The sequence below is a fragment of the Bacterioplanes sanyensis genome (assembly GCF_014652515.1).
In the GTDB taxonomy this organism is placed as follows: Bacteria; Pseudomonadota; Gammaproteobacteria; order Pseudomonadales; family Oceanobacteraceae; genus Bacterioplanes; species Bacterioplanes sanyensis.
Window position 1 is genome coordinate 176,105 of sequence record NZ_BMYY01000002.1, and the last position, 22,245, is coordinate 198,349.

Annotated in this window: 24 protein-coding genes; 17 read left to right on the forward strand and 7 right to left on the reverse strand. The window is 54.0% G+C overall.

The genetic code is table 11. The features are described 5' to 3' along the window. Positions 1-23 precede the first annotated feature (23 nt). From uraH to IE090_RS03825, 4 genes are read left to right on the forward strand one after another with little or no spacing between them, the layout of a single operon-like run. Positions 24-365 carry a hydroxyisourate hydrolase gene (gene uraH, locus IE090_RS03810; protein ID WP_189387023.1) on the forward strand — a complete coding sequence of 114 codons (342 nt, stop codon included), beginning with the start codon at positions 24-26 and terminating at the stop codon, positions 363-365. A 2-nt stretch (positions 366-367) separates the two neighbouring features. Next, positions 368-877 (forward strand): ureidoglycolate lyase, encoded by a 510-nt coding sequence (locus tag IE090_RS03815; protein ID WP_189387024.1) that lies wholly within the window; start codon positions 368-370, stop codon positions 875-877. 24 nt (positions 878-901) lie between these two features. Further along, positions 902-2,206, forward strand: a complete 1,305-nt coding sequence (guaD, locus tag IE090_RS03820) for a guanine deaminase (RefSeq protein WP_229815455.1) — start codon at positions 902-904, stop codon at positions 2,204-2,206. Then, positions 2,206-3,381, forward strand: a complete 1,176-nt coding sequence (locus IE090_RS03825; protein WP_189387025.1) for a urate hydroxylase PuuD — start codon at positions 2,206-2,208, stop codon at positions 3,379-3,381. Before guaD ends, IE090_RS03825 begins: the two co-directional genes overlap by 1 nt. 226 nt (positions 3,382-3,607) lie before the next feature. Here IE090_RS03825 and IE090_RS03830 read toward each other — a convergent pair whose 3' ends face one another. Beyond that, on the reverse strand, positions 3,608-3,763 hold the full coding sequence (locus tag IE090_RS03830; RefSeq protein WP_189387026.1) for a hypothetical protein: 156 nt from the start codon (positions 3,761-3,763) through the stop codon (positions 3,608-3,610). A 136-nt stretch (positions 3,764-3,899) separates the two neighbouring features. Here IE090_RS03830 and IE090_RS03835 point away from each other — a divergent pair, with 136 nt between their 5' ends. From IE090_RS03835 to IE090_RS03855, 5 genes are read left to right on the forward strand one after another with little or no spacing between them, the layout of a single operon-like run. Next, positions 3,900-4,457: a PepSY domain-containing protein gene (locus IE090_RS03835; protein ID WP_189387027.1), complete on the forward strand. Its 558-nt coding sequence runs from the start codon at positions 3,900-3,902 to the stop codon at positions 4,455-4,457. Beyond that, positions 4,438-5,103 carry a response regulator transcription factor gene (locus IE090_RS03840; RefSeq protein ID WP_189387028.1) on the forward strand — a complete coding sequence of 222 codons (666 nt, stop codon included), beginning with the start codon at positions 4,438-4,440 and terminating at the stop codon, positions 5,101-5,103. Before IE090_RS03835 ends, IE090_RS03840 begins: the two co-directional genes overlap by 20 nt. After that, positions 5,103-6,467, forward strand: coding sequence for an ATP-binding protein (locus tag IE090_RS03845; RefSeq protein ID WP_189387029.1), 1,365 nt, complete (start codon positions 5,103-5,105; stop codon positions 6,465-6,467). Before IE090_RS03840 ends, IE090_RS03845 begins: the two co-directional genes overlap by 1 nt. Beyond that, positions 6,457-6,792 carry a Bor family protein gene (locus tag IE090_RS03850; protein ID WP_189387030.1) on the forward strand — a complete coding sequence of 112 codons (336 nt, stop codon included), beginning with the start codon at positions 6,457-6,459 and terminating at the stop codon, positions 6,790-6,792. Before IE090_RS03845 ends, IE090_RS03850 begins: the two co-directional genes overlap by 11 nt. Next, the gene (locus IE090_RS03855) at positions 6,785-7,132 is read left to right on the forward strand and encodes a hypothetical protein (protein ID WP_189387031.1); all 348 of its coding nucleotides are present in this window, start codon (positions 6,785-6,787) and stop codon (positions 7,130-7,132) included. Before IE090_RS03850 ends, IE090_RS03855 begins: the two co-directional genes overlap by 8 nt. Before the next feature lie 11 nt (positions 7,133-7,143). Here IE090_RS03855 and IE090_RS03860 read toward each other — a convergent pair whose 3' ends face one another. Further along, on the reverse strand, positions 7,144-9,087 hold the full coding sequence (locus IE090_RS03860) for a methyl-accepting chemotaxis protein (protein WP_189387032.1): 1,944 nt from the start codon (positions 9,085-9,087) through the stop codon (positions 7,144-7,146). 370 nt (positions 9,088-9,457) lie between these two features. On the opposite strand from IE090_RS03860, the gene IE090_RS03865 reads away from it, so the two are divergent. The 8 genes from IE090_RS03865 (at position 9,458) to IE090_RS03900 (ending at position 17,837) form a co-directional block, all read left to right on the forward strand. Continuing rightward, complete coding sequence (locus IE090_RS03865) at positions 9,458-10,456, forward strand: hypothetical protein (RefSeq protein WP_189387033.1); 999 nt, start codon at positions 9,458-9,460, stop codon at positions 10,454-10,456. Then, entirely contained in the window at positions 10,449-11,474 is a 1,026-nt protein-coding gene (locus tag IE090_RS03870) for a hypothetical protein (RefSeq protein ID WP_189387034.1), read from the forward strand. Before IE090_RS03865 ends, IE090_RS03870 begins: the two co-directional genes overlap by 8 nt. Further along, complete coding sequence (locus tag IE090_RS03875) at positions 11,474-12,031, forward strand: hypothetical protein (protein WP_189387035.1); 558 nt, start codon at positions 11,474-11,476, stop codon at positions 12,029-12,031. Before IE090_RS03870 ends, IE090_RS03875 begins: the two co-directional genes overlap by 1 nt. After that, a complete protein-coding gene (locus IE090_RS03880) occupies positions 12,031-14,388 on the forward strand; it encodes a DUF6160 family protein (RefSeq protein WP_189387036.1) in 2,358 nt (785 codons plus the stop codon). The genes IE090_RS03875 and IE090_RS03880 overlap by 1 nt, the downstream gene beginning before the upstream one ends. Positions 14,389-14,471: 83 nt before the next feature. Continuing rightward, positions 14,472-16,016: a 2-isopropylmalate synthase gene (locus tag IE090_RS03885; RefSeq protein ID WP_189387037.1), complete on the forward strand. Its 1,545-nt coding sequence runs from the start codon at positions 14,472-14,474 to the stop codon at positions 16,014-16,016. A gap of 5 nt (positions 16,017-16,021) precedes the next feature. Then, a complete protein-coding gene (locus IE090_RS03890; protein ID WP_189387038.1) occupies positions 16,022-16,723 on the forward strand; it encodes a hypothetical protein in 702 nt (233 codons plus the stop codon). Beyond that, on the forward strand, positions 16,723-17,163 hold the full coding sequence (rimI, locus tag IE090_RS03895; protein WP_189387039.1) for a ribosomal protein S18-alanine N-acetyltransferase: 441 nt from the start codon (positions 16,723-16,725) through the stop codon (positions 17,161-17,163). Before IE090_RS03890 ends, rimI begins: the two co-directional genes overlap by 1 nt. Next, positions 17,160-17,837, forward strand: coding sequence for an energy-coupling factor ABC transporter permease (locus tag IE090_RS03900; RefSeq protein ID WP_189387040.1), 678 nt, complete (start codon positions 17,160-17,162; stop codon positions 17,835-17,837). Before rimI ends, IE090_RS03900 begins: the two co-directional genes overlap by 4 nt. Here IE090_RS03900 and IE090_RS03905 read toward each other — a convergent pair. The 5 genes from IE090_RS03905 to modA are packed head-to-tail and all read right to left on the reverse strand — an operon-like array spanning position 17,834 to position 22,213. Continuing rightward, positions 17,834-18,364, reverse strand: a complete 531-nt coding sequence (locus IE090_RS03905; protein ID WP_189387041.1) for a response regulator transcription factor — start codon at positions 18,362-18,364, stop codon at positions 17,834-17,836. The two genes, IE090_RS03900 and IE090_RS03905, sit on opposite strands and share 4 nt — an antisense overlap. Positions 18,365-18,367: 3 nt before the next feature. After that, on the reverse strand, positions 18,368-19,621 hold the full coding sequence (locus IE090_RS03910) for an ATP-binding protein (protein WP_189387042.1): 1,254 nt from the start codon (positions 19,619-19,621) through the stop codon (positions 18,368-18,370). Between the two features lie 57 nt (positions 19,622-19,678). Next, positions 19,679-20,776 (reverse strand): molybdenum ABC transporter ATP-binding protein, encoded by a 1,098-nt coding sequence (gene modC, locus IE090_RS03915; protein WP_189387043.1) that lies wholly within the window; start codon positions 20,774-20,776, stop codon positions 19,679-19,681. After that, positions 20,773-21,444, reverse strand: coding sequence for a molybdate ABC transporter permease subunit (gene modB, locus IE090_RS03920; protein WP_189387044.1), 672 nt, complete (start codon positions 21,442-21,444; stop codon positions 20,773-20,775). The genes modC and modB overlap by 4 nt, the downstream gene beginning before the upstream one ends. Continuing rightward, entirely contained in the window at positions 21,434-22,213 is a 780-nt protein-coding gene (gene modA, locus IE090_RS03925; RefSeq protein ID WP_189387045.1) for a molybdate ABC transporter substrate-binding protein, read from the reverse strand. The genes modB and modA overlap by 11 nt, the downstream gene beginning before the upstream one ends. Positions 22,214-22,245 lie beyond the last annotated feature (32 nt).

The window sequence follows — 22,245 nt, forward strand, 5'->3', positions numbered from 1 at the left end:
GTCTTATAAAACAGAGGTTGGATATGAAAAGTGTGATTACCACGCACATTCTGGATACTCACAAAGGTCGCCCGGCGGCCAATGTTGAGGTCAGCCTGTATCAATGGCAGCAAGACGGCTGGCAACACATGGCGAGCGCTCAAACCGACGATGACGGTCGCATTACTGACTGGCTCGGTGATCGCCAGCGTGAGCAGGGCTTGTATCGGCTGACGTTCGCCACGGCTGAGTATTTTAGCCACCAGGGTGTGATCAGCTTATACCCCCAGGTGGACATTCATTTTCAAATTGAAAATGCCGATGAGCACTACCATATTCCGTTGCTGCTCAGTGCCAATGGCTACTCCACTTATCGGGGGTCCTAGTTGTGCATCGGGTGTTAACGCCACAGCCACTGACTGCAGCGGCTTTTGCGCCTTTCGGCGACTTAATTGCCGCGCAAGCCACGCCGCTGATGATTAATGAAGGCACCACCGAGCGCCACCATGCGTTGGCAAGCGTCAGTGTGGGTGACGGCGAGGGCATTATTAATATTTTTCGCGCCCAGCCGCGCACCTTGCCAATGCGCATCACCATGATGGAGCGCCACCCATTGGGCAGTCAGGCATTTTTGCCGGCGGACAATACGCCCTATTTGGTGCTGGTATGCGAGGGAAAGACCGAGCCAGACCCAAGCACCTTGCAGCTGTTTGTGGCGCAAGGCGTTGGCGTAAACTACCGCCCGAACTGTTGGCACCACCCGCTGTTGGCGTTAGACAAAGTCTGTGATTTTTGGGTGGTCGACCGCCGGGGCGATGGCAATAACCTGGAAGAATCCTGGTTTGATGCGGACACGATAATTGAACTACCCGATCCGCGCGGTGAGCGGATCGGCTGAGGCAGGCTATGCCTCGGATTTTTGATGAGAGAATATTTAATGAACTACCAAGCTCAGCGCGGCGCCATATTGCATTTTTTAGATCAAAATACGCCCGAGTATTTTGCCGACGGCATTTTGGTCACGGACAGCGAACAGGGGACAGTCGTGGCTGTGGGCGAGGCTGAAGCCATATTGGCGCAATTTCCCCAGCTAGAGGTCACGCAGCACGAGCAGGCACTGATTTGCCCAGGGTTTATCGATACCCATATTCATTACCCTCAGGTCGACGTCATTGCTTCGTATGGCGAGCAGTTGCTTGACTGGTTAAACAACTACACCTTTCCACAAGAAGGCAAATTTGCCGACCCACAACACGCCGCGGAAACGGCAGACTTTTTTTTGCGTGAGCTGTTAAAAAACGGTACCACCACGGGATTGGTGTTTGGCACGGTACATCCGCAATCCGTCGATGCTTTTTTCCACGCCAGTGAAGCGCTCAATACCCGCATGATTTGTGGCAAAGTCATGATGGATCGCAACGCCCCGGACTTTTTATGTGATGACGCTGCCCGCTCTAAAGCAGACAGCCAGGCTTTGATTGATCGTTGGCATGGCAAAGGACGACAGCTGTATGCCGTTACCCCGCGTTTCGCCATTACCTCCACGCCCGAGCAGTTAGCCGCGGCGGGCGAGTTGCTGGCAGACAATCCTGGCGTTTACATGCAAACGCATTTATCGGAAAACCTGGATGAAATTGCGTTTGTGAAAGAGCTGTTTCCTGAACACAAAAACTACCTGGATGTTTACGACCATTACGGTTTATTGGGTGAGTACAGCACTTTTGCTCATGGGGTACACCTGGAAGACAGTGAGTATCAACGCCTGAGTGAAACCGGCAGCAAAATTGCGTTTTGCCCGACTTCTAACTTGTTTTTAGGCAGTGGCTTATTGCCACTGGATAATCAACCTTACTCGGTTGAGGTCAGTGTGGCGACGGATGTGGGTGGGGGCACCAGCTTTTCTATGTTGCAGACGATGAATGAGGCCTACAAGGTGTGCCAACTGCGCGGCAGTCGTTTAGCACCACAGCAGGCGTTTTACATGATGACGTTGGGCAATGCCAAATCGCTGCAGCTGGATGATCGCTTGGGCAACTTTACCGCCGGTAAAGAAGCCGATTTTGTGGTGCTGGATTTAGCCGCAACTGAGTTAATGCAACGTCGTCAGGCCAGCTGCAATACCTTAGATGAAACCTTGTTTTGTCTGACCATGCTTGGCGATGACCGCAGTGTGGCAGAAACCTGGGTGGCAGGTAAAAAAGCCTACAGCAAACATGAGGCCAGCTGATGGAAGCCTATTTATTTGACTGGCTAAACTTATTTTTTCGCTGGTTTCATGTCATTGCTGGCGTGGCCTGGATCGGCGCTTCTTTTTATTTTATCTGGCTAGATTTAAGTCTGCGCGAGCCGCCGGAGCATAAAAAAGAGCAGGGCATTAAAGGAGACCTGTGGGCCATTCATGGCGGCGGGTTTTACGAAGTGGCCAAATATCAGGCGGGGCCACCACAAATGCCAAGCACCTTGCATTGGTTTAAATGGGAGGCCTACACCACCTGGCTCACAGGCTTTGCGTTGCTGTCGGTGATGTATTATTGGGGCGCTGAGCAGTATTTAATTGACCCACAAAAAGTCGCTTTAGGGCAGTGGCAGGCCATTGGCATTAGCTTGGCGTTTCTCGCGGGCGGCTTTGCTGTGTATGAAGCCTTGCTTAAAAGCCCATTACGGCAGATGCCAAAGCTGTTTGCGGCCTTGTTGTACAGCGCGTTGGTGCTGGCTGCTTGGGCGCTGGATCAAATCTTCAGCGATCGGGCGGCGTACTTGCATGTCGGAGCACTGATTGGCTCGATTATGGCGGGCAATGTGTTGTTTGGCATTATGCCGGCGCAGCGTGAATTGGTGCGTGCAGTCACCGCAGGGGAAACACCTCAGGCGCATTTTGCCGAGCTAGCCAAGCTGCGCTCCACCCATAATAACTATTTCACCCTGCCGCTGATTTTTATCATGATCAGCAATCATTACCCTATGACCTATGGCCATGAGCAAGGTTGGCTGGTGCTGGCTTTCATCGGCGCCATCAGTGCTTTTGCTCGTCATTATTTTAATTTAAAGCATCAAGACAACCATCAACCCTGGATTTTGGTGGCAGCCGCGTTGGCCTTGTTTGCCTTGATTGGCTGGATGCTGCCAAAGCCGGCTCAACCCCTGCCCGAGAGCAGTGAGCGCGTATCGCAGCAACAGGCGATGGCGTTAGTGACGGCACATTGCTCGGCTTGCCATGCTGCTAAGCCTTCCCATGCGGCATTTAATGCGCCACCAGGTGGCATTGAGTTGGAGCAGTGGTCACAAGTGACGGCCAATGCAGCACGCATTATTCCGGCATTGCGTACCGGTTATATGCCGTTGGGCAATGCCAGTGGCATGACCGAGGAGCAGCGCGCACAATTGATTCAGGCGCTGCGCTGAACTAAACGTCAGAACGATAAGGGTGTTGAAGCGTCATTTTTTGGGGCTTGCAACACCTGCTGTCGCTGGCGTAAATATTCCTCCTCAGACATCTGATAACTGCCCATGCATTCTTCATATTGCTCAGGAGGATACTCGCTCATGCAATGTGAGCGTTGGCTCTCTTGCATTTGACTGTAACTGCAGGCGCAGCTCAGAAACGCCAAAGCTAATAGATACAGGTTGTTCATGCGGCTTGGCTGGCAGCAACTGGGCGTGCAATGATGGCCGCTGGTTTAACGGTTGTTGGCTTTAACATGCGCTTCCCTGTGCGATTTTTATGCATCACCTGGCGGTTGGTCTGGACCAGCTGTTGCAACTGTTCTAAGTAGGCAGATGACATATCGAGCTCCATGGTTTTTTTATCTATAGCGCCGCAGTTTACGGTCGCTGGCTGAACGAAGGCTGAATCGGATTGTTGAAAGCTTCGATGTTGGTGTGGTGGTTCACATTCAGTTCCGATTCAGTCGCAGGCTGGTATGCTGCAGCCCTCTGTGTACTGGATTGAGATTGTGCGCTGTTTTTTTCTCTGTTGCCCATATGACAACTGTCATGTCATTCGCCTTAGCGCCCGCTGGCGCTCGGGCTTGGCGACGCTATTGCTTTGCTGTGTGGCTGTTGGCGCGCAGGCGGAGCCAAAAGACAATAAGCCCACCTGGGTGGAAGAGCAGATTTCACCCACCACCGAATGGCTTGAGCGCGCCGTCGTGCCTTTTACTCGCTGGATGGAGAAGTCCATTCAGGAGCCCGCCAAACAGCGCCAGCAAGACTTTGTCAGCGAAGTTCCTCAGCCCTTACCCGCTGGCATCATCAGCCCTGAAGAAGCGGCCCGTCTGTTAGCCTTGTTGGAATCCGGCCAGTTGCTAAAAGTGCAGTGGCTGAGCTCTAAACCTCCAGTTTATGTGTTGCGCATGCTGTCTGCCAATGGGCGTGTGCGCGTGTTTTATATGAATGCCAGGGATGGAACCTTGCTGGATACCCCTCCCACGGTGACTGAGCCTGAAGATGGAGAAGTGCATGAAAGTACTGATCGTTGAAGATGACACGGCGCTGGCAACACAGCTGCAGACGGGACTGGTTGCCAGCGGAGCAGACGTCACCGTGTGTTATGACGGTGTGGACGGTTTGTTTCAGGCGCAAGAATTGCCGTTTGATGTGGCCGTGGTCGATTTGGGGCTGCCGAAGCTGGAAGGTACCGAGCTGATTCGTCGCTTACGGGCTGGCCAATCCACGTTGCCGGTGCTGATTTTGACGGCTCGCGGCGGTTGGAAATCCAAAGTGGAGGGCTTAGAAGCTGGCGCCGATGACTACATGGAAAAGCCTTTCCACATTGAAGAGCTGCAGGCTCGTTTGCGTGCCTTGCTGCGCCGAGCCAGCGGTTACAGCAGTGAGTTAACCGCAGGGCCGTTGACGCTTAACCTGACCTCAGAACAGTTTTCATTGGCTGGCCAAGCGTTGGAGCTAACCGCTTATGAGCATCGCATTCTGGAGTACTTGATGCGTCATCGAGGTGAGGTGGTATCAAAAGCGGTGTTAACCGACTACCTGTATGAACAAGACTTTGACCGTGACAGCAATGTTATTGAAGTGTTGGTCGGGCGTTTGCGGCGCAAATTAGCCCAAGCCGATGGCTTTGCACCCATCACGACGTTGCGCGGTCGTGGATATCGGTTTGCCGATTAATGCAGCAGTCGCTACTGGTACGTTTGTTGGCGTTTACCTTGCTATTCCTACTGGTAGTGATGGCGGCCGTCGGCTACGTGTTAGATACCGCGTATCAGCAGCGACAGTTAGAAGATTGGAAAGAGCGCATGCAAATCCACAGCTACAACCTGCTGGCCATGATCGAGGAGCAAGGGGCCAGCATTGAGCTGCCGCAACAACTGCCAGATCAACGCTTTAATAACGCCAGTGCTGGCTTATACGCCGTGTTAGAGCAGCCGGACGAAGTGTTGTGGCAATCGATTTCTGCGCGCGGATTAGAGCGCTTTAGTCATGGTTGGAGTGAACCAGGCGATTGGGATTACAGCCGCGCCAGCAACGGCGAGCAAGAAATTCTGATTGCTCGCTTTGGCTTTGAGTGGCAGTTATTGAGCCAAGGCGGTGAACTGCGCACCTTCAATTTGGTGTTGGCCAGCACGGGCGAGCGCCAGGCCGCTGCCAGCCAAGCGTTTCGGCAGCAATTGTGGTGGATGCTGGCTGAGATCATTATTGTGCTCATGCTGCTGCAAATGCTAGTGCTGTATTTAGGGCTACGGCCACTGCGGCGGATGACGGCAGAATTAAACATGCTGCAGCAAGGCCAGAGTGATCAGCTAGCAGATAATTACCCACGCGAGCTGCTGCCACTGACGTCCAGTTTTAATCGTGTGCTGGCGGCAGAGCACGGTCAGCGCGAGCGCTACCGCAATACCGTCGCCGATGTGTCGCACAGCTTGAAAACCCCGTTGACGGTACTGCAAGGAATGCTTCCTCAGCTGACACTGCCGGCTGAGCAGCAGCGCGAAATTGAGCAGCAACTGCAACGCATGTCTGATACGGTGCAATATCAGTTGCAGCGTGCCATGACGGGCCAGCGGGTGAGTGCCGCTCAGCGCATTGCGGTGGAGCCGGTTTTGCAATCGGTGGTGTCGGCGTTAAAAAAAGTGTATATCGATAAAGCGATTCACTGGCAGCTAGAGCTGGAGAAAGACTGTTTCTTTTATGGAGACGACCATGATCTTATGGAGATCATCGGTAACCTAGCCGACAATGCTTGCAAATATGGCCATCAACAAGTGCACATTTGCTTGTATCGACAGCGAAAATTCTGTTGTTTGCGCATTGAAGACGATGGTCCGGGCGTGCCGCCGCAGCAGTATCAGCAAATACTGCAGCGTGGCGTGCGCCTCGATCGACACACGCCCGGCCAAGGTTTCGGCTTGGCGTTGGTCAAAGAAATCATTGATGCGTGCCAGGCAGAGCTAAAAATTTCACCGTCTTCTCTGGGCGGTGCGTGTTTTGAAGTACGATGGGAGGGAGGTCAGCCGGATCAGCATGGCAGATAATAATAAACTCATACGGGTATTAATGCTGTGCACACTGCTGTTTTTAACGGCGTGTTCAAGCGTGACGATCCGCCCTTATGGTGGTGAAAAAGTGACCACCGAGCCAGATTACAAAGAAAGCAAAGATTACTACCTAGCGTGGCTTTTGGGTGAGCACAATGTCAATGTCAGTGATATTTGTGGCGAACGAAGGGTCATGCAAATGCAGACAGTCAATAGCTTGTATGACATGGTTGTGAGTTTTGCCTCCATCTTGATTTACACGCCACGCACCGCCAAGGTTTGGTGTGAGCATCCCTATGGTGAGGAGGCCTCAGGTGGTTAGTCGTTGGTTTTTCTTGGTCAGCATCTTGTGCTTAACGGGCTGTGGCACCCTCAGCTTCACGCAAGATTTGCCGGATAATTATTACGTTGGCAGCTATGGCTCAGAGCAATGGCATGACACCACATTGGATGGCATGGTCGAAATCAGCGAGCCAGTGAATTTATATCTGGAGTGTCAGGGCAAACCCTGGGCAAGCATTAAAACTGAATATACTTTTTCCAATGGCTTGGTAGCCTTTGTCGGTGAGACTGCCTTAAGCTACGCCGTTCCCGCTTTAGCATTTGTCAGCCCTTACACACCTTGGGCCTACCGCATTCGCTGCGGCCAACCAATGAACTGACTGCGCCGTTTTTATAACTTAAAACGTGCCACCAGTTGGTTGAGCTCTGCTGCGACATCGCCCGTGGCGGCAGAATTATGTTGCAGTTGCTGAGCGCTATCGGCGCTGTTATTGGCCTGAGTATTAATATGAATAATATTCTGGTTGATTTCTTCTGCAACCTGATGCTGCTCCTCGGCTGCTGCAGCAATCTGTGTGGCCATATCGCGAATGGCGGTGACTGAATCTTGAATGTGGCCGAATACTTGGCGGGTTTGCTCGGTCGCCGCACTGGTTGCCTGGGCGTGCTCCAAACTGCTGGAAAGTTTGCCAGAAACGTCGCCGGTGCGCTCTACCAGTGAGTTGATCAAGGCATCAATTTCTTCCGTGGATTCAGCCGTTCTGGCGGCCAAAGTACGAACCTCATCGGCGACTACGGCAAATCCGCGTCCTTGCTCACCGGCGCGTGCTGCTTCAATGGCGGCATTTAACGCCAGCAAGTTGGTTTGCTCGGCAATACCGCGAATGGTATCGAGAATCGTGGTGATGTTTTTGGATTCATCCGCTAAGGCCAGCATCGCTTGGTTGGATGATTCAATCACCGCTTGTAACTGCTGCACAGCATCGGAGGTGTGGTCGATGTACTCGCGCCCTTGTTGCACGTGCTGTTGGCTTTCATCGGCGGCGCTGGCGGTGTCATTGCAATTACGTGAGACTTCGTTGGCGGTGGCCACCATTTCGTTAAAGGCGGTAGAGACTTGCTCGATGGCGTTGCGCTGTTGGTCTACCCCGCTGCTGATGTTTTCCGAGGAATTTAACGTATTTTCTGCCTGCTGTTTGACGCTGCCCGCGCCTTGCTTAATATCACTGACCAGCGCATGAATCATACTGATAAAACGGTTAAAGGCTGCAGCCATCTTGCCGGATTCGTCATGGCTGCGGACTTCTAATCGCTTGGTTAAATCGCCTTCGCCGCTGGCCACTTCTTCTAAACCTTTGGTGACCGCAGCAATCGGGCCGGCAATCAGCTTACTGATCCAGTAGCCGATTACGGCAAAGACGGCGACCAGCACCAAACTTAATAGAATAATGGTATTTCTTAGACTGTTGGCTGTGGCATAGACCTCTTGCTCAGGAATCAAGCCAATAAACTTCCAACCCAGCTCGGGTGAGGTCATGGTTTTGGCGTACCAGTTGCGGTCATGCAGCTGAACTATGGATAAACCATCATTGCGGAAGAAATCCTGATAAGGGCCGCCTAAATCACCGACTTTCTTAAAGTTATTTTCACTGTTGTTACTGTCCGCCAAAATGGTGCCGGTTTCTTCGATCAAAATAAGGTAGCCCTCTTCGCCAAATTTAACCGCTTTGACCATATCGGTCAGCTTGGCCAAGGTCACATCGACGCCCACAACCCCTTTTATACCGGACGCTGTGGTGAAGGTATGAAGAAAGTCAATGAGCGGTGCACCTGTATTGGAATCCTCATAGGCGGGAGGACGTACGGGTTGTGTCGCCGAATTCATGGTGGCTTGATACCAAGGGCGCTGTCGCGGGTCGTAGTCGCTGGTGGAGGTGGAGGGCCATTGAACGTACCCGCCCGTATCTAACCCTAAAAATACATAAGCCAAATCTGGGCGTGCTTGGCCAAAATCATCGAACAGCGCAAATACCTCGGCTTCGGCATCGCCTTCACGTTGTGCCCGCGTTTTACGTTCAATGCCCATGTAGGTCGTCGTGTCTGCCGTCAGACGTTTAACGGCATTGGTGTGCGCCAAGAAGGTCGCGTCTTCTGCCAGACCGTTGAGGTAAAGAGTAAAAGCCGTATCAATATGGCTGATTTCAGCGCTGGCTTGCTGTTCAAACTGCTGCTCTGCCTGCTCACGGATTTGCATTGTGACCAGCAAGGCAATGATGAGTAACGGCAGTATCACGGCTGACAACAATGCCAGCATCAGGCGAAAACGAATCGACATAACAACCCTCGCAGGCGAGTAAGGTGAGTCCAGATTTGGTAAGACCATTATTGGTACTTTAGCGATAGATTCGCACTGCCGTCTTGACTGGCCCGATTAGACAGGTTGCCTGGCCCGATTGGTGAGTGGTCGCTGACCTCTGTGGCAAACTAGAAATTTTGGCTTGTATTGTCCTATCTGGATAAATGTCAGAGCTGGCGGGCTTGGCCCTAATGCGCCGTCAGTAAGCTGCACGGTCGTACAACTAATAATTCTTGCTGAGATAGACAAAATCCTTACCCTCAAAGCCAAACGATAATAATCACTCACCGCAGCACCTCGGCACGCTACCGCTGCCTCTAAACCAGTGCATCGCGGATACGGAAGGCCTATGAAAGCAGTTGTAGTTGGCATCGCTCTGACCCTGTTGGCAGCGCACACCCATGCCAAGCTCGAACCCATCGCCGACGAAGAGCTGAGCCAGTACACAGGCCAGGCATTTTTACAGATTGATAACAATAATGTCGGTAACATGGACTTCACCCGCTTTACCTTTGGTATGGATGTGGAAACCCTGCTGACCAGCGATTTGGTGGAGCTGGGTCGTTATGAGCGCAGTGGTGAGCCGGCAGGCTCCAGTGATATTCGTATCAATGATTTTGCCTTGGGGTCTATCAATGCCGATGGCTCTATTAATCCGTTTAAAATTCGCGACCCCTTTGTTGAGCTGGCCTATGAAACCGTAGGCAGCGGTGCCAATGCACAGGAAAACTTGGTAGGCGTTCGCTTAGGGTTTGGTGAGGCATTTGGTAAATTAACCGGCAATATAGAATATTTGACCGGTAATATCGAAGTAGAAATCTACGGCAAAGGCAGCTATCTGGCGAGTCAAATGAGCTGCAGTTGGTGGGATTTGGTATGTGCCGGTGCAAAAGGTTTGGTTGGCGGTACGTGGGCAAATGACGATTTTTCGGCGCAAGCCGTATTGATCAACCCGAGTAATGGCGAACCCGATGGTATTCGTGCCACCCATGTCGGTATGCAAGATGGGCAGACGTTGTCGATTCCCAATGGAAGTGGCTTTACTAATTTCCTGTTGGGAATATTTAGCTCTAGCAACTGTGAGTTGTTAAACGTCCAGACCTGCTTTCCTTTAAGTATCTACCGTACGCTGGATATTGGTAACAGGGATACAGGAGCGCCTGCTCAGGGGATGTTTATGTCGTTTCAAACCAAAACCGTGACCTGGTATGACGGTGGGAATGGCACCAATGCGACGCAGGGCGCTTTTATGAATATTCCAAACGGCGGTATTCGAACCAGCTTTCAAGAAGCCTTCGATGGCACCGAACGCGTTCGCACTAAGTTCCTGGACCCTTACTATGACTAAATGGCTGCCGCTGCTGGTATTGGGGTGTTGTATTTCGGCACAAGCCGATTTAGTGCCTGTTGATGATGCCGCTCTGGGGGAAGTGCAGGGCGCTGGCTTAGGTGTGGTATTTGAAAACTTTGCCTTTGAGGCTGGAGAATCTGTATCTGCTGGCAACCGCTTGGATATCAGTGGTATCACCAATTCTTCTGGTCAGCCGGTAGTGCTGGGGGTTAGTCAGTTTTATATTGCCGGCAGCGGCAGTAACCAGGGCGCGAATGTCATCGGCAACCCGGTCAATTTAGGGCGCTTGGCCTATCCGTTTAATCTCGAGTTGGTAAACGGGGATGTCTTAGGCATTAGCGATAAAGCCATTTTTGAATTTACCGCACCCAGCCGCTTGATCGGCCAAAGCTCTGGCAATGACAGCATGTTGGTGTTGGCCACAGAAAATCGTACGGAACGTCGTTTTCCTGGGTTACCTGTGGCAACGGGCAGCCGAGTTGATCGCGTGACCGGCATAGATACCAGCGTATTAACCAGCCGTGAAGGCGAGCGCCCAGATATGGGCGTACGCTTTGATGTCAACGTTAGCGGTACCACCACTCAGTCACTGCAAAGCCATATCACCGGGTTGGCAGTAGATGGCAGCTATGTGCGCTTGTGGGGCGACAATAATGAAATGATCGGCAATTTGGGCATTAAAGCCGTGGCCGATAGCCTTACGTTTTTTGCCTGCAATGAAGACGGCAATAATTGTGGCGACAACGTCGTATTTACCGATTTTATTATTGAAAGTGAATTAGGTTCAGGTGAAGACCAACCGGTGACCTTTGAGGTCGATGCCAGTGGCAACTTTACCGTTGAGGTGGGCAGCATCGCGGGCAAGAGCAACAGCTTTTATCAAAACTACTACAACAATGGTCCGCGTACGGATGTTTATATTGGCGATGTCACCGTCGCTGGACAGAGCTTCGGCAGTACGACCATATCGAACTTGCAAATTCAGTACTTAAAAGCCACCAGCAGGGACTTGTAATGAAAGCACTGATTCTTTCTTGTGCATTACTCATCCTGCCTGCATTGGCTTTAGAGCCGCTTGATAGCCAGGCACTGGCCGAAGTGACAGGCCAAGGTGGGGTGTATTTATCCGGTGACTTAACCATCAATGACACCGGTGGGCCGCTGAATCGGGATGGGCCGTCGCAAAACGGCTACAGCTGGCAAACCGCCTGTGGCGTGAATACCACAGACAAGCGCTGCGGTGGCCGTATTGCTGTGAACACCGACCAAAGCGGTGGCTGGTTGGTGCTGGATAATATTCGTGGGCGCTTTGCCTTTGAAGGTTTAACACTGACCACGCGCCGCATCGATTCTGGGTTTGATGGCGATGGCGCCAATTTTAATCGCGATGTGATGGAAATTGGCTTACCGGATCAACTCGATTACAACGACGTGTCTTTTACCATTGCTAACAGCAATGCACCCAGGCCAACCGATGCCGGCTTTCAGCAAACCGATATTATGACGTTGAACATTAACGGTACTGTGAACCAGCAAGGTAATGTGTTGCTATTCCCGACAGGAGCACCCTAATGAATCCGGCTCGCCTCGCTTTTTTGCTCTTGGTCTCTCCAGCAGCGACGCAGGCATTGCAGCCTTTGTCGGATCAAAGCTTAGGCGCCGTTACCGGCCAAGCCGGCATCACATTAGAGCAAAGCGGCCATGTCAGTGTGGGTGAAATTAGCTACACCGACGATGGCAATCGCCTGCAAATACAAAACATAGAACGCGGTGAGCAAAGCACTATTGCTTTGCCTTCTGCCGTTAAGCATGTCACCGATGTAGCGGCGGATGGCACGCTGTCCATTAATACCACGGTGGCGCCGACGGCCCTAGCCATCGGGGGTGTTCGTATTAATGATTCTTTGGCCAGCACGGGCGCTTTTCGTCTGAATTACAGTGGCAATACCCACCTACAGCTCAGGCCGAGCAATGGCCGCTATATTGAAGGCCAGGTGGATACCTCGATCTCGGACGCAGAATTAATCTGGACCACGAACGGCCATTCCATCAGTTTTGACGACATTTTGTTTCGCGCCGATATTGATCAGTTCAGCATTGGCGATGCCTATAAAGGTACAAAGCAAGGGCTGGATTTTGAGCTCAATCAATTTGCCTACGATTTTTCTACCGGCGGTTTAAAGCTGGGTGGTGTTTCTTTGGGTACGCTATCGGGTGAACTGGCGTTATCTGGTAGCGCTCAACTCTATGCCGGCGGTCGCTTGGGTAACCAGGGCCTACAACTGGATGCGGCCATTAGCATCGTTAACGACAGCAGCAACTATGTGCAGTTTGTCGACGATGGCAATGCGCTTTATATGGGCGACTTTAATGGCGCGTTAAATGTCACGGGTTTAACCATCGATGTGGCCAATGATCATTTAGCCGTGGGCGTCGACCAGTTAGACGGTGCTTTTAATGCCAATCGTATTTTAATTGGTGACAGCACCCGGCCATTAGGGGCAGTGCAGTTTGATTTTCTATTGGCGGATGACGGTACCAATGGTCGCTTCAATCGCTTGCGTTTGTATCCCGGTGTTCGCCAACCCGTGCTGGCAGCGCTACCGACAGATATCCGCCCTTATTCCAGTCAGTTTTATCAGCCGCTTAATGCCGCCAGCGACGGGCTATCTGCGGGTATTGATTGGAACTTAACCAGCGCTAACGCCAGCTACATTGATGATAATCGCTTGGTGGTCGTCAGCGGCATTAAAAGCTACGGCTCTGGCGATATTACTTTTGATGTTCGCGGTTTTGATCATGACAACAACAGCGCCACGGCGGATAAAACCGCCGTTGCCATTGGTCTGAATGATTTTAACGGCAGTTACAGCATCGAAGGCCTACGAGTGGGCAATAAAAATGCGCCCCTGCAGGGCGGCGCTGAGTTATTGCTGTCGCTGGAGGTGTTTCAGGCGATGGACTTTAACCTCGATGCCTACACCTACATCACGGCGGGTGGTGTGAGTGGCGGCGGCATACAGGTTGATGGTGATTATTTATTCAGTGATACCAATATTGGCCTGTCGGTGGACGACCAGGGGCAGGGTATTTGGGCCACGGGTGTGACCTACGACATTCACATGCGCCAGTTCCAATTTGATGTCAGCAATCGTGGCATCAGTGTGAATCGCGGTGAGCAATGGAGCACCATGAACATCGACGATTTGCGCTGGGGCGATAAGCTGGCAGGGCGCAGTTTGGGCCGCGTCACACTGGAGCGCTTTGAACGCGGCTCCTCACTGGAAATTCTACCCGGCGGTGCGGGCGCTGTGTGCGTCGGCGCCAGTGCGGGCAGCCAATCCGCCTGTGATGCTGCCGGTGGGCGCTGGGAGGATCGCGGCGAAGAGGGTCTAACTGTCGCTTTAAAAGCCGCCTTTGAGCCTGAGGGCCTCACCAGCGATGGCACCATCGCGCGCAACCGCTTGACTTGGGAAAACAACCGCAACTCCGACGGCAACGGCGGCTATGTGAATGGTACTGGCACTCGCATTGAGTTTGATGGCATCAGCACCAACGATGGTTTGGGCAAAAGTGACAGCAACGATTATGGCTTTCGCGCGGATTTGAACATCGACGTCTATGAAACCAAGGTGGTGAAAAAGAGCGATGGTGAAGACAGCCAGAACGTTGATGGTAAAAAGGGCGACGAGCTGATTTATGACGACAGTTCGCGCACCACTTACAGCTACGTTGAAACCCCAACGGCGGCACAAAAACAGCTGCGCCCGCTGGGCTTTGCAGTGCAGGGCAACGTGTCGTTTAAAGACTTTCAAATTGACCAAGTCAGACTGGGCCACCCAACCGGCGGCACGCAAACCGTGTTTTCGGGCGTAGTGATGCAAAACATGGACATCACCACCAATCTCACCGCGACGCCGATTCGCTAACCTCCCTACTTTGGCATCACTGGCCGTGAATTCCCCTTCGGGCGTATACTAGGCGCTCGAATTTCACGGCAGTGGAGAAGCCCATGAAAGACCGTCTGGTCATCTTCGATACCACCATGCGCGACGGCGAGCAAAGCCCCGGCGCATCCATGACAAAACAAGAAAAAATACGGATTGGTAAAGCCCTAGAGAAGATGCGGGTTGACGTCATTGAGGCTGGCTTCGCTGCTGCCAGTGGCGGTGATTTTGAGTCCATCCAGGCGGTGGCGGCCAATGTGCGAGAAAGCACCATTTGCTCGCTGGCGCGGGCGGTAGATCGCGATTTGGAGCAAGCAGCGGCGGCATTAAAGCAAGCCGAGCGGGCGCGCATTCACACCTTTATCGCCACCTCGCCCATTCATATGGAGCACAAGCTGCGCATGTCGCCGGACCAGGTGGTCGAGCAAGCCGTGTATGCGGTGAAAAAAGCCCGTGGCTTTGTCGACGATGTGGAGTTCTCCTGCGAAGACGCAGGCCGCAGTGATATCGACTTCTTGTGTCGCATTATTGAAGCCACCATCGATGCCGGTGCGCGCACCATCAACATTCCCGATACTGTGGGCTATGCCATTCCAGCGGAGTTTGGCGACAAGATCCGCATTCTATTGGAGCGCATTCCCAACGCCGATAAAGCCATCTTCTCGGTGCACTGCCACAACGATTTGGGCTTAGCGGTGGCCAACTCGCTGGCGGCGGTGGCCAATGGCGCGCGTCAGGTGGAATGCACCATCAATGGCCTGGGCGAGCGTGCCGGTAACGCCGCGCTGGAAGAAATCGTTATGGCCACGCGCACACGCGCCGATTTGCTCGATTTGGAAACCGGCATCGATGCCACCCAAATCGTACCGACTTCGCGCTTGGTATCATCGATTACCGGCTTTCCGGTGCAGCCTAATAAAGCCATTGTTGGCGCCAATGCCTTTGCACATGAGTCGGGCATTCACCAAGATGGCGTGCTCAAGCACCGTGAAACCTACGAAATTATGCAGGCCGAAGACGTTGGTTGGGGCGCCAACAAAATGGTGATGGGCAAGCACTCTGGCCGAGCGGCGTTTCGCAGCCGTTTAGAAGAGCTGGGTGTGACTTTTGAAACCGATGAGCTGCTGAACAAAGCCTTTGCCCGCTTTAAAGATCTGGCCGATAAAAAGCACGAAATCTTTGATGAAGATTTGCAAGCGCTGGTCTCTGAAACCAAGCAAGCGGCGGTCGCCGATACCTACCGTTTAATCTCGTTAGAAAGCCACTGCGCCACCGGAGAAACACCGGTAACAGAGGTGGTGGTTAGCTTTAATGGCGAAGAACACCGTTGCAAATCTCAGGGCAGTGGTCCAGTGGATGCGGCGCTGAAAGCCATTGAAATGGTGGCGCAGTCGGGCGCGAACCAGCTGCTGTATTCAGTCAACGCCATTACCCAAGGCACCGACTCCCAAGGCGAGGTAACGGTGCGGTTAGAAAAAGGCGGGCGCATTGTGAACGGTCAGGGCGCTGACACTGACATCATCACGGCGTCGGCCAAGGCCTATATTCATGCGTTGAATCAGCTAGTGTCGGGCGCTGATCGCCAGCACCCACAAGTTGAGGGCGTGTAAAGCCGATGTTAGAGCAGCGCCGGCTCGATTATCTCGCCGCCATGGGCATCACTCAGTGGATGCCCAGACAGCCCTTGCCTCATGCCGCGCCATCGCGCTGGCTGCCAGATGTCTCCAACGCACCGAGCCATGACGAGGTTGAGCAGCTGGCGGAGCAACATCACATTCCGCCCGTGGTCGCCAGTGAGCTGCTGGAGCTGGAGCAGCGCTCGCACCAACCAACGCCTGCTCCGGCACCGGCCCCCGTAGCGACGGACAGCGACGCCCCAGCCGATGCAGCGCCAGTTGATTTAACTCCGCCGCGCTTCGAGCTTTGGTTCGCGCGCGCCACGGCGCGTGGTGTCTGGGTGGTTGATGGCCAGCAAGATCTGACCTTGCTGCGGCGCTTTATGCTGCGGGTGGTCACGGCGATGGGCGCTGAGCCCGATTTAAGCGCTGAGCCAGTGCAGTTTCGTTGGCCCTTTATTGAATCGCGCCAGCACGACCAAAGTCGTCCGGTGGCGTTGCAGGCGTTGCAGGCACAGTGGCAGTTTGTGCAGCAGCAAGGCGTCGGTTACGTCATCAGTGTGGGCTCAGATAGCCGTGACTGGCTGGCCGCCATTGAGGCCGATGTGTTTTTTCACATCGACGATTTGCAGCAATGCCTGACGTCGGCGGCACATAAGCGAGCGTTGTGGCAAGCCCTGGTGTCATTGGAGTCGCTGTAATGATTCGGGCCGCACAGCCACAAGACTTAGCCGCCATCATGCACATCGAACGACGAGCTCACGCCTTCCCCTGGAGTGAGCAAGTGATGCAGCAGTTCTTGCAACGCCCAGGCAGTGCTTGGGTGCTGGAGCAGCAAGGCGAGCTGGTCGGCCATGCCGTTATTCGTGTTATTGCCGGCGAGGGCGAGCTATTGACCATTGCCATTCACCCCGAACAACAAGGGCAAGGCTTGGGGCTGCAGTTGCTGCAAGCCATATTGCAGCAGTTTGCTCAGCAAGGGGCGGAGCAATGTTTTTTAGAAGTGCGTGCCAGCAACCACAGTGCGATTCAGTTGTATGAAAAACTCGGCTTTGCCTGTGCTGGTGTACGCAAAGACTATTACCCCTGCGCCCAAGGGCGTGAAGACGCTTGGATCTACTGCTTGGACCTGAGTGCATGACGCCTTGGTACGATACTATTCCCACGCTGGTGCAAATTCTAACGGCTGTTAGTGGCTTGGCGGTGGCGGCGTGGGCATTGCTGGGCAGCAACTGGCAAGCGTTGCGTGAGCACAGTACGGCGCAACATTTGTTTGCTGGCAGTGTGCTGGTGATGGCCACTATGTGGGCCGGCAGTGCCGGTGTTCGCCCCGGTCTAGATTTTTATTTGCTCGGCTATACCGCTGCGGTATTGATGATGGGGCTGCGTTTGGCACTGGTGGCGGGCTTGCTGGCGTTGCTGCTCAATTCCATTATGGTGGCTTGGTTGCAAGGCGATGCTGCCTGGCCGATGTTGGGTTATCGCTATCTGGTGCAAATCGCGCTGCCCATGCTGTTTAGCTATGGGTTTTATCGTTGGGTGTATTTGCGCATGGCGCATAACCCGTTCATTTATATGCTGGTGGCGGGCTTTTTCAATGCCGGCTTTACCCATGCCGTGGCGGACTTACTGAATGGCGGTGCCTTGTGGGCGCTGGGAGTCTATAGCGCCGAGCAAATCTGGCACGACTACCTGCGTTATTTTCCGCTGACGATGTTCCCGGAGGGCATTGTAAACGGCATGTTTATCGCGGGCATGGTGGCGTTTCATCCGCTGTGGCTGAGTACCTTCGATGAGGAGTCGTATTTTCGTTAGCGCGGCGCGTATTTCTGTAACTTGCGCTGCAAAGTGCGACGGTGCATGTTGAGTGCCCGAGCTGTGGCTGAAATATTGCCCTCGTGCTCATTTAACACCCGTTGAATATGCTCCCACTCCATGCGATCCACCGACATCACTTCGCCTGGCTCTGTTTCGGCCAGCTCCTCGTTGTCATCATCAGCAAACGCGCGCAGCAACTCGTGAATGGTGGCGGGCTTGTGCAAGTAGTTGTGCGCGCCTTGTTTAACCGCCTCAACGGCCGTGGCAATGCTGGCATAGCCCGTCAGCATGACGATGCGACAGCCTGGTAGCAGTTGGCGCAGTGGCTGAATCAGTTGCAGGCCGGAGGCCTCGGCCAAGCGCAAATCCAGGGCGATCCAGTGAGGCTCAAACTCGCGTGCTTGCAGCAACGCTTGCTCGCCATCACTGGCGGTAGCAACCTCATAGCCACGACGGCTAAGGCCGCGAGCCAGTACTTCAGTAAAGTGCGGATCATCGTCAACAATCAGCAAGCGGGTCGACATGGGTTAGCCTCGTTGCGCTCGTAAGGGAAGGAATAAACGGCTGATGCTGGCGCCGCTGGGGCTGGCGATTAGCTCAATACGGCCGCCAAATTGCTCAACACTGGCATTGCTCAAATACAGCCCGATGCCCATGCCTTGTTGCTTACTGCTGTTAAACAACGGCTGCTGTTGAATATGGCGACTGGCTTCTGGATCGGGCTGAATAATATCCAGCTGCCATTGCTGTTGTTGCACTCTGGCTTCCAGCTGCACCGGCAAGCTGCCGGCTTCAGCGGCGTTGTCGAGTAGGTTTAACAGTGCTTGGTCTAGCAGTGGCGAAGACGGCACCCAAGCTGCGGATTCTATGCCGTGATCTTCCCACAGGGCATTGGGCTGCGACAGGCGCCAGCGATGCAATAACTGGCACAGCCAGGGGTAGGCTGCTTGTGTGCCTTCTTCATAGGCGTGACGACCGGCGGCGGCCAAATGCTGCAGGGACTGGCGACATAGGGCCACCTGCTCGCGCAATATATGCCAGTCATGGCGAGGCACTGTGACCTGGGGCTGGTCTTGTGCGTCTTCCGTCAGTTCGTTCAGCAGCATTTGCATGGTCATCAGTGGCGTTCCCATTTCATGGGCGGTGCCAGCAGCCAGCGTGGCGATGCCGATTAGCTGCTCATTTTTTAATTGCTGCTCGCGCAGGCGCCGGATTTCATCCTGTTGCTGCTGTTGGCGCTGGCGCAGTTGCGGAATAAACACCACCACAATCAGAGCACTGATAATAAAGGTCAGCCACATGCCGGCCAGGTGCCAGTCGAACAGCGTATGGCCCATGGCATGGCTCATGTTATCGCTGGCAGCGGGCCGGGTTAACAGTGGCTGATACCACTGGCTGAGCAGGCTGTAATCGGCGATGCATAAGACGCCCAGCGACAATAAATAGGCGCGCGGTAAGGCATAAGCACCGACCACCAATAACACCAGAAAATAGGAAATAAATGGGTTGGTGGCGCCGCCGGTAAAAAACAGCAAGCCGGTCAGCAGCTGCACTTCAAACGCTAGGTGCAGCAGCAGGTGCCAGTCTTGTGCTTGGCCCCGTTGGCCTTGCCACAGGTTCACCAGCAGCAAGGGCATATACAGCGCTAATAAGCCCCAGGCCGGTGCCAGCTTATGAAAGCCCTGCCATTGCAAGTAGGTCAAAAACAATAACCAGACGGTGGCGATGGCCAGCCGCAGAGCGGCCAGACGCGGCATCAGAAAATTCAAATGTTGATTCATCGCCGCAGTATATCTTGAGGCTTGGCGGGGAAAACAGCGCCGAGGCAATTTGTCGCATCAAAAGCGCTGCACCGCGCTGGCTTTAATCTGTGCCCACACGCGCTTTCCTGGCTGCAGTTGCAACTGCTGACAGGAGCGCTGGGTAATCAGTGCCAAAATGGCCTGCGCGGGCGAGTCATCGCGATGGTGCAAGCGCAAGGTCAGACACTGCTGGCTGGCATTGTAAGGGCGTACATGCTCGATGGTGGCGGCCAGCTGATTGAGCAAGCTGCTGTCACTCAGCGGCTGTAGACTCAGGCTGATATCTCGGGCCAGCAAGCGCAGTTGCAAGCGTTGGCCAGGCTGAGCCTCTTGTTGCTCCATCCACAGTGAGAAGCCATCGCCTGTTATCTGTGCCAAACCGTCGTCGCTGATCTGACTCACCGTGGCGCGAACAGCAGTGCCCAAAGGCTGATCGAGAGACTGCTCAAAAGGCAGCAAGGTTTGATGATGGCCAAAAGCCTGAGTAAGAGGTTGCGGCGGCTGACTTTGGCCTTCGTCGATCAAAATAACTTGCTGCGCCAGACGGGTAACCTCATCCACTGAGTGACTGACGTACAGTACCGGGCCTGTGAATAGCTCGGGCAAGCGCTCCAACATAGGCAAGATGGCTTGGCGGCGGCGGTTATCTAGGGCTGCTAATGGCTCATCCAATAGCAACAGCTGTGGACGAGTCAGTAAGGCACGCAGCAAGGCAATGCGCTGGCGCTCACCGCCTGACAGTTGCGCTGCGTGCTTATCGAGCAGGTGTTCGACTTGCAGCACCGGCAGCAAAGCGGACAGCTCATCGTTGGTTAACGGTTGCGGCGCGCGTTTACGGGCATAATCCAAGTTGCCTTGCACGCTCAGGTGCGGCAGCAGGCTGGCTTCTTGAAAAACGTAGCCGAGCCTGCGCTGGTGAGGCGGGCGCTGTTGCTGTGGGCTAAGCCAAGGCTGACCGTTGACGGTAATGGTGCCTTGGGCTGGCTCTAGGCCAGCTAAGCAGCGCAATAAGGTCGTTTTACCGCTGCCGGAAGGCCCAAACAAGGCGGTAATGCCGCCACCGTCGATGCCTGCTTGGGCGCTGAGATGAAAGCCTGGGCGTGACAGCTGCAGATCGAACTCCAGTTGGCTCATCGCTTCGCCCCGCGGTTGAGGCTGTACATCAACACCAGCACGATAAAAGAAAACACCAGCATAACGGCAGATAAGCGATGGGCCTGGCCGTAGTTTAATGCCTCAACGTGGTCATAAATTTGCACCGCAATCACTCGGGTTTCGCCCTCAATATTGCCGCCGATCATCAATACCACGCCAAACTCGCCCAAGGTATGGGCAAAGCCCAAAACGGCGGCCGTTAGCAAACCGCGCCAACATAGCGGCAATACCACAGTCATAAAGCGATCGAGCGGACCTGCGCCCAGTGTTGCCGCTACCTCTAACGCTCGTTCGTCTAGGGTCTGCATCGCCGCCTGCAGCGGTTGCACCACAAACGGCAGTGAATACAACACAGATGCCACCACCAGGCCTGCAAAGGTAAAGGGCAAAGGACCAATGCCTATGGCTTCTAACGCTTGTCCGAGAGGACTGTTGGGCCCCAGCCCCACCAGCAAATAAAACCCCAACACCGTTGGCGGTAACACCAGTGGCATGGCCACCAAAGCAGACACGGGTGCCTGCCAGCGTGACTGGGTACGTGCCAGCCACCAAGCCAGTGGCAAGCCGATGAGCAATAAAATAAAGGTAACCAGCGCGGCGAGTTTAACGGTTAGCCCAATGGCGGTGAGATCTGATTCAGTCAGCATGGGGCGAGCGATAACCGTAAGCAGTTAACAGTGGTTGGGCTTTGGCGGATAACAAAAACTGCACCAGCTGCTGAGCCTGTTGGTATTGCTGTTGGCTCTGGCGGCGATGGCGAATGATGGCCAAGTCTTGGCGGATGGGTTGGTGCAATACGTCTGGCACCAGCCACACACTGCCTGGCCATTGCATAGCCGTTTGCTGCGCACGGTGGATATGCGATACCGCCACAAAGCCCATATCGGCATTGGCGGTGGCCACAAATTGATGGGTTTGGCTGACGTTCTCGCCCAGCACCGTGCGCTCACGAATGCCTTGGCTAATGGCCGCCGGTAAGTTGAGTGCCAGCAAGGTTTGCTGTGCCGCCAGGCCATAGGGCGCAAGCCGTGGGTTGGCCATTGCCAGGCGTTCGACATGGCCTTGCTTGAGGCGGGCCAGCACATCAATGTCTTCCTGCGCAGACCACAATGCCAAACGCCCGATGGCATAAGTGTGGGCACGGCTGGCCAGCCCCTGTTTTACCAGTGCTTCTGGCTTGTGGCGATCGGCAGACAACAGCACATCAAACGGTGCACCGTGTTGAATTTGGGCGTAAAGCTTGCCCGAGGAGCCACTGCTGATACGAATATCCGCTTGCGGATGCTGATGTTGATAGGCCTCAACCAGCGCCTGCAATGGGGCGCTAAAGTTAGCCGCAACAGCGATGCGAATCGGCTCTGCCATCAGGCTCTGACTGGCCAGTAGCCACAGCAATAACACACAGCGATAAATCACAAGCAACACTCCGCAGCGAAAAACTATGGCAG

What these genes read in the sequence shown, in the direction of transcription:
- IE090_RS03890 (WP_189387038.1), top strand. Translation starts at nt 16,022, where the DNA reads ATGTTAGAGCAGCGCCGGCTCGATTATCTCGCCGCCATGGGCATCACT.
- IE090_RS03860 (WP_189387032.1), bottom strand. Translation starts at nt 9,087, where the DNA reads ATGTCGATTCGTTTTCGCCTGATGCTGGCATTGTTGTCAGCCGTGATA.
- IE090_RS03910 (WP_189387042.1), bottom strand. Translation starts at nt 19,621, where the DNA reads ATGAATCAACATTTGAATTTTCTGATGCCGCGTCTGGCCGCTCTGCGG.
- IE090_RS03870 (WP_189387034.1), top strand. Translation starts at nt 10,449, where the DNA reads ATGACTAAATGGCTGCCGCTGCTGGTATTGGGGTGTTGTATTTCGGCA.
- IE090_RS03905 (WP_189387041.1), bottom strand. Translation starts at nt 18,364, where the DNA reads ATGTCGACCCGCTTGCTGATTGTTGACGATGATCCGCACTTTACTGAA.
- modB (WP_189387044.1), bottom strand. Translation starts at nt 21,444, where the DNA reads ATGCTGACTGAATCAGATCTCACCGCCATTGGGCTAACCGTTAAACTC.
- IE090_RS03875 (WP_189387035.1), top strand. Translation starts at nt 11,474, where the DNA reads ATGAAAGCACTGATTCTTTCTTGTGCATTACTCATCCTGCCTGCATTG.
- IE090_RS03850 (WP_189387030.1), top strand. Translation starts at nt 6,457, where the DNA reads ATGGCAGATAATAATAAACTCATACGGGTATTAATGCTGTGCACACTG.
- IE090_RS03840 (WP_189387028.1), top strand. Translation starts at nt 4,438, where the DNA reads ATGAAAGTACTGATCGTTGAAGATGACACGGCGCTGGCAACACAGCTG.
- rimI (WP_189387039.1), top strand. Translation starts at nt 16,723, where the DNA reads ATGATTCGGGCCGCACAGCCACAAGACTTAGCCGCCATCATGCACATC.
- IE090_RS03835 (WP_189387027.1), top strand. Translation starts at nt 3,900, where the DNA reads ATGCTGCAGCCCTCTGTGTACTGGATTGAGATTGTGCGCTGTTTTTTT.
- IE090_RS03830 (WP_189387026.1), bottom strand. Translation starts at nt 3,763, where the DNA reads ATGTCATCTGCCTACTTAGAACAGTTGCAACAGCTGGTCCAGACCAAC.
- IE090_RS03825 (WP_189387025.1), top strand. Translation starts at nt 2,206, where the DNA reads ATGGAAGCCTATTTATTTGACTGGCTAAACTTATTTTTTCGCTGGTTT.
- IE090_RS03880 (WP_189387036.1), top strand. Translation starts at nt 12,031, where the DNA reads ATGAATCCGGCTCGCCTCGCTTTTTTGCTCTTGGTCTCTCCAGCAGCG.
- guaD (WP_229815455.1), top strand. Translation starts at nt 902, where the DNA reads ATGAGAGAATATTTAATGAACTACCAAGCTCAGCGCGGCGCCATATTG.
- IE090_RS03900 (WP_189387040.1), top strand. Translation starts at nt 17,160, where the DNA reads ATGACGCCTTGGTACGATACTATTCCCACGCTGGTGCAAATTCTAACG.
- IE090_RS03845 (WP_189387029.1), top strand. Translation starts at nt 5,103, where the DNA reads ATGCAGCAGTCGCTACTGGTACGTTTGTTGGCGTTTACCTTGCTATTC.
- IE090_RS03865 (WP_189387033.1), top strand. Translation starts at nt 9,458, where the DNA reads ATGAAAGCAGTTGTAGTTGGCATCGCTCTGACCCTGTTGGCAGCGCAC.
- uraH (WP_189387023.1), top strand. Translation starts at nt 24, where the DNA reads ATGAAAAGTGTGATTACCACGCACATTCTGGATACTCACAAAGGTCGC.
- IE090_RS03885 (WP_189387037.1), top strand. Translation starts at nt 14,472, where the DNA reads ATGAAAGACCGTCTGGTCATCTTCGATACCACCATGCGCGACGGCGAG.
- modC (WP_189387043.1), bottom strand. Translation starts at nt 20,776, where the DNA reads ATGAGCCAACTGGAGTTCGATCTGCAGCTGTCACGCCCAGGCTTTCAT.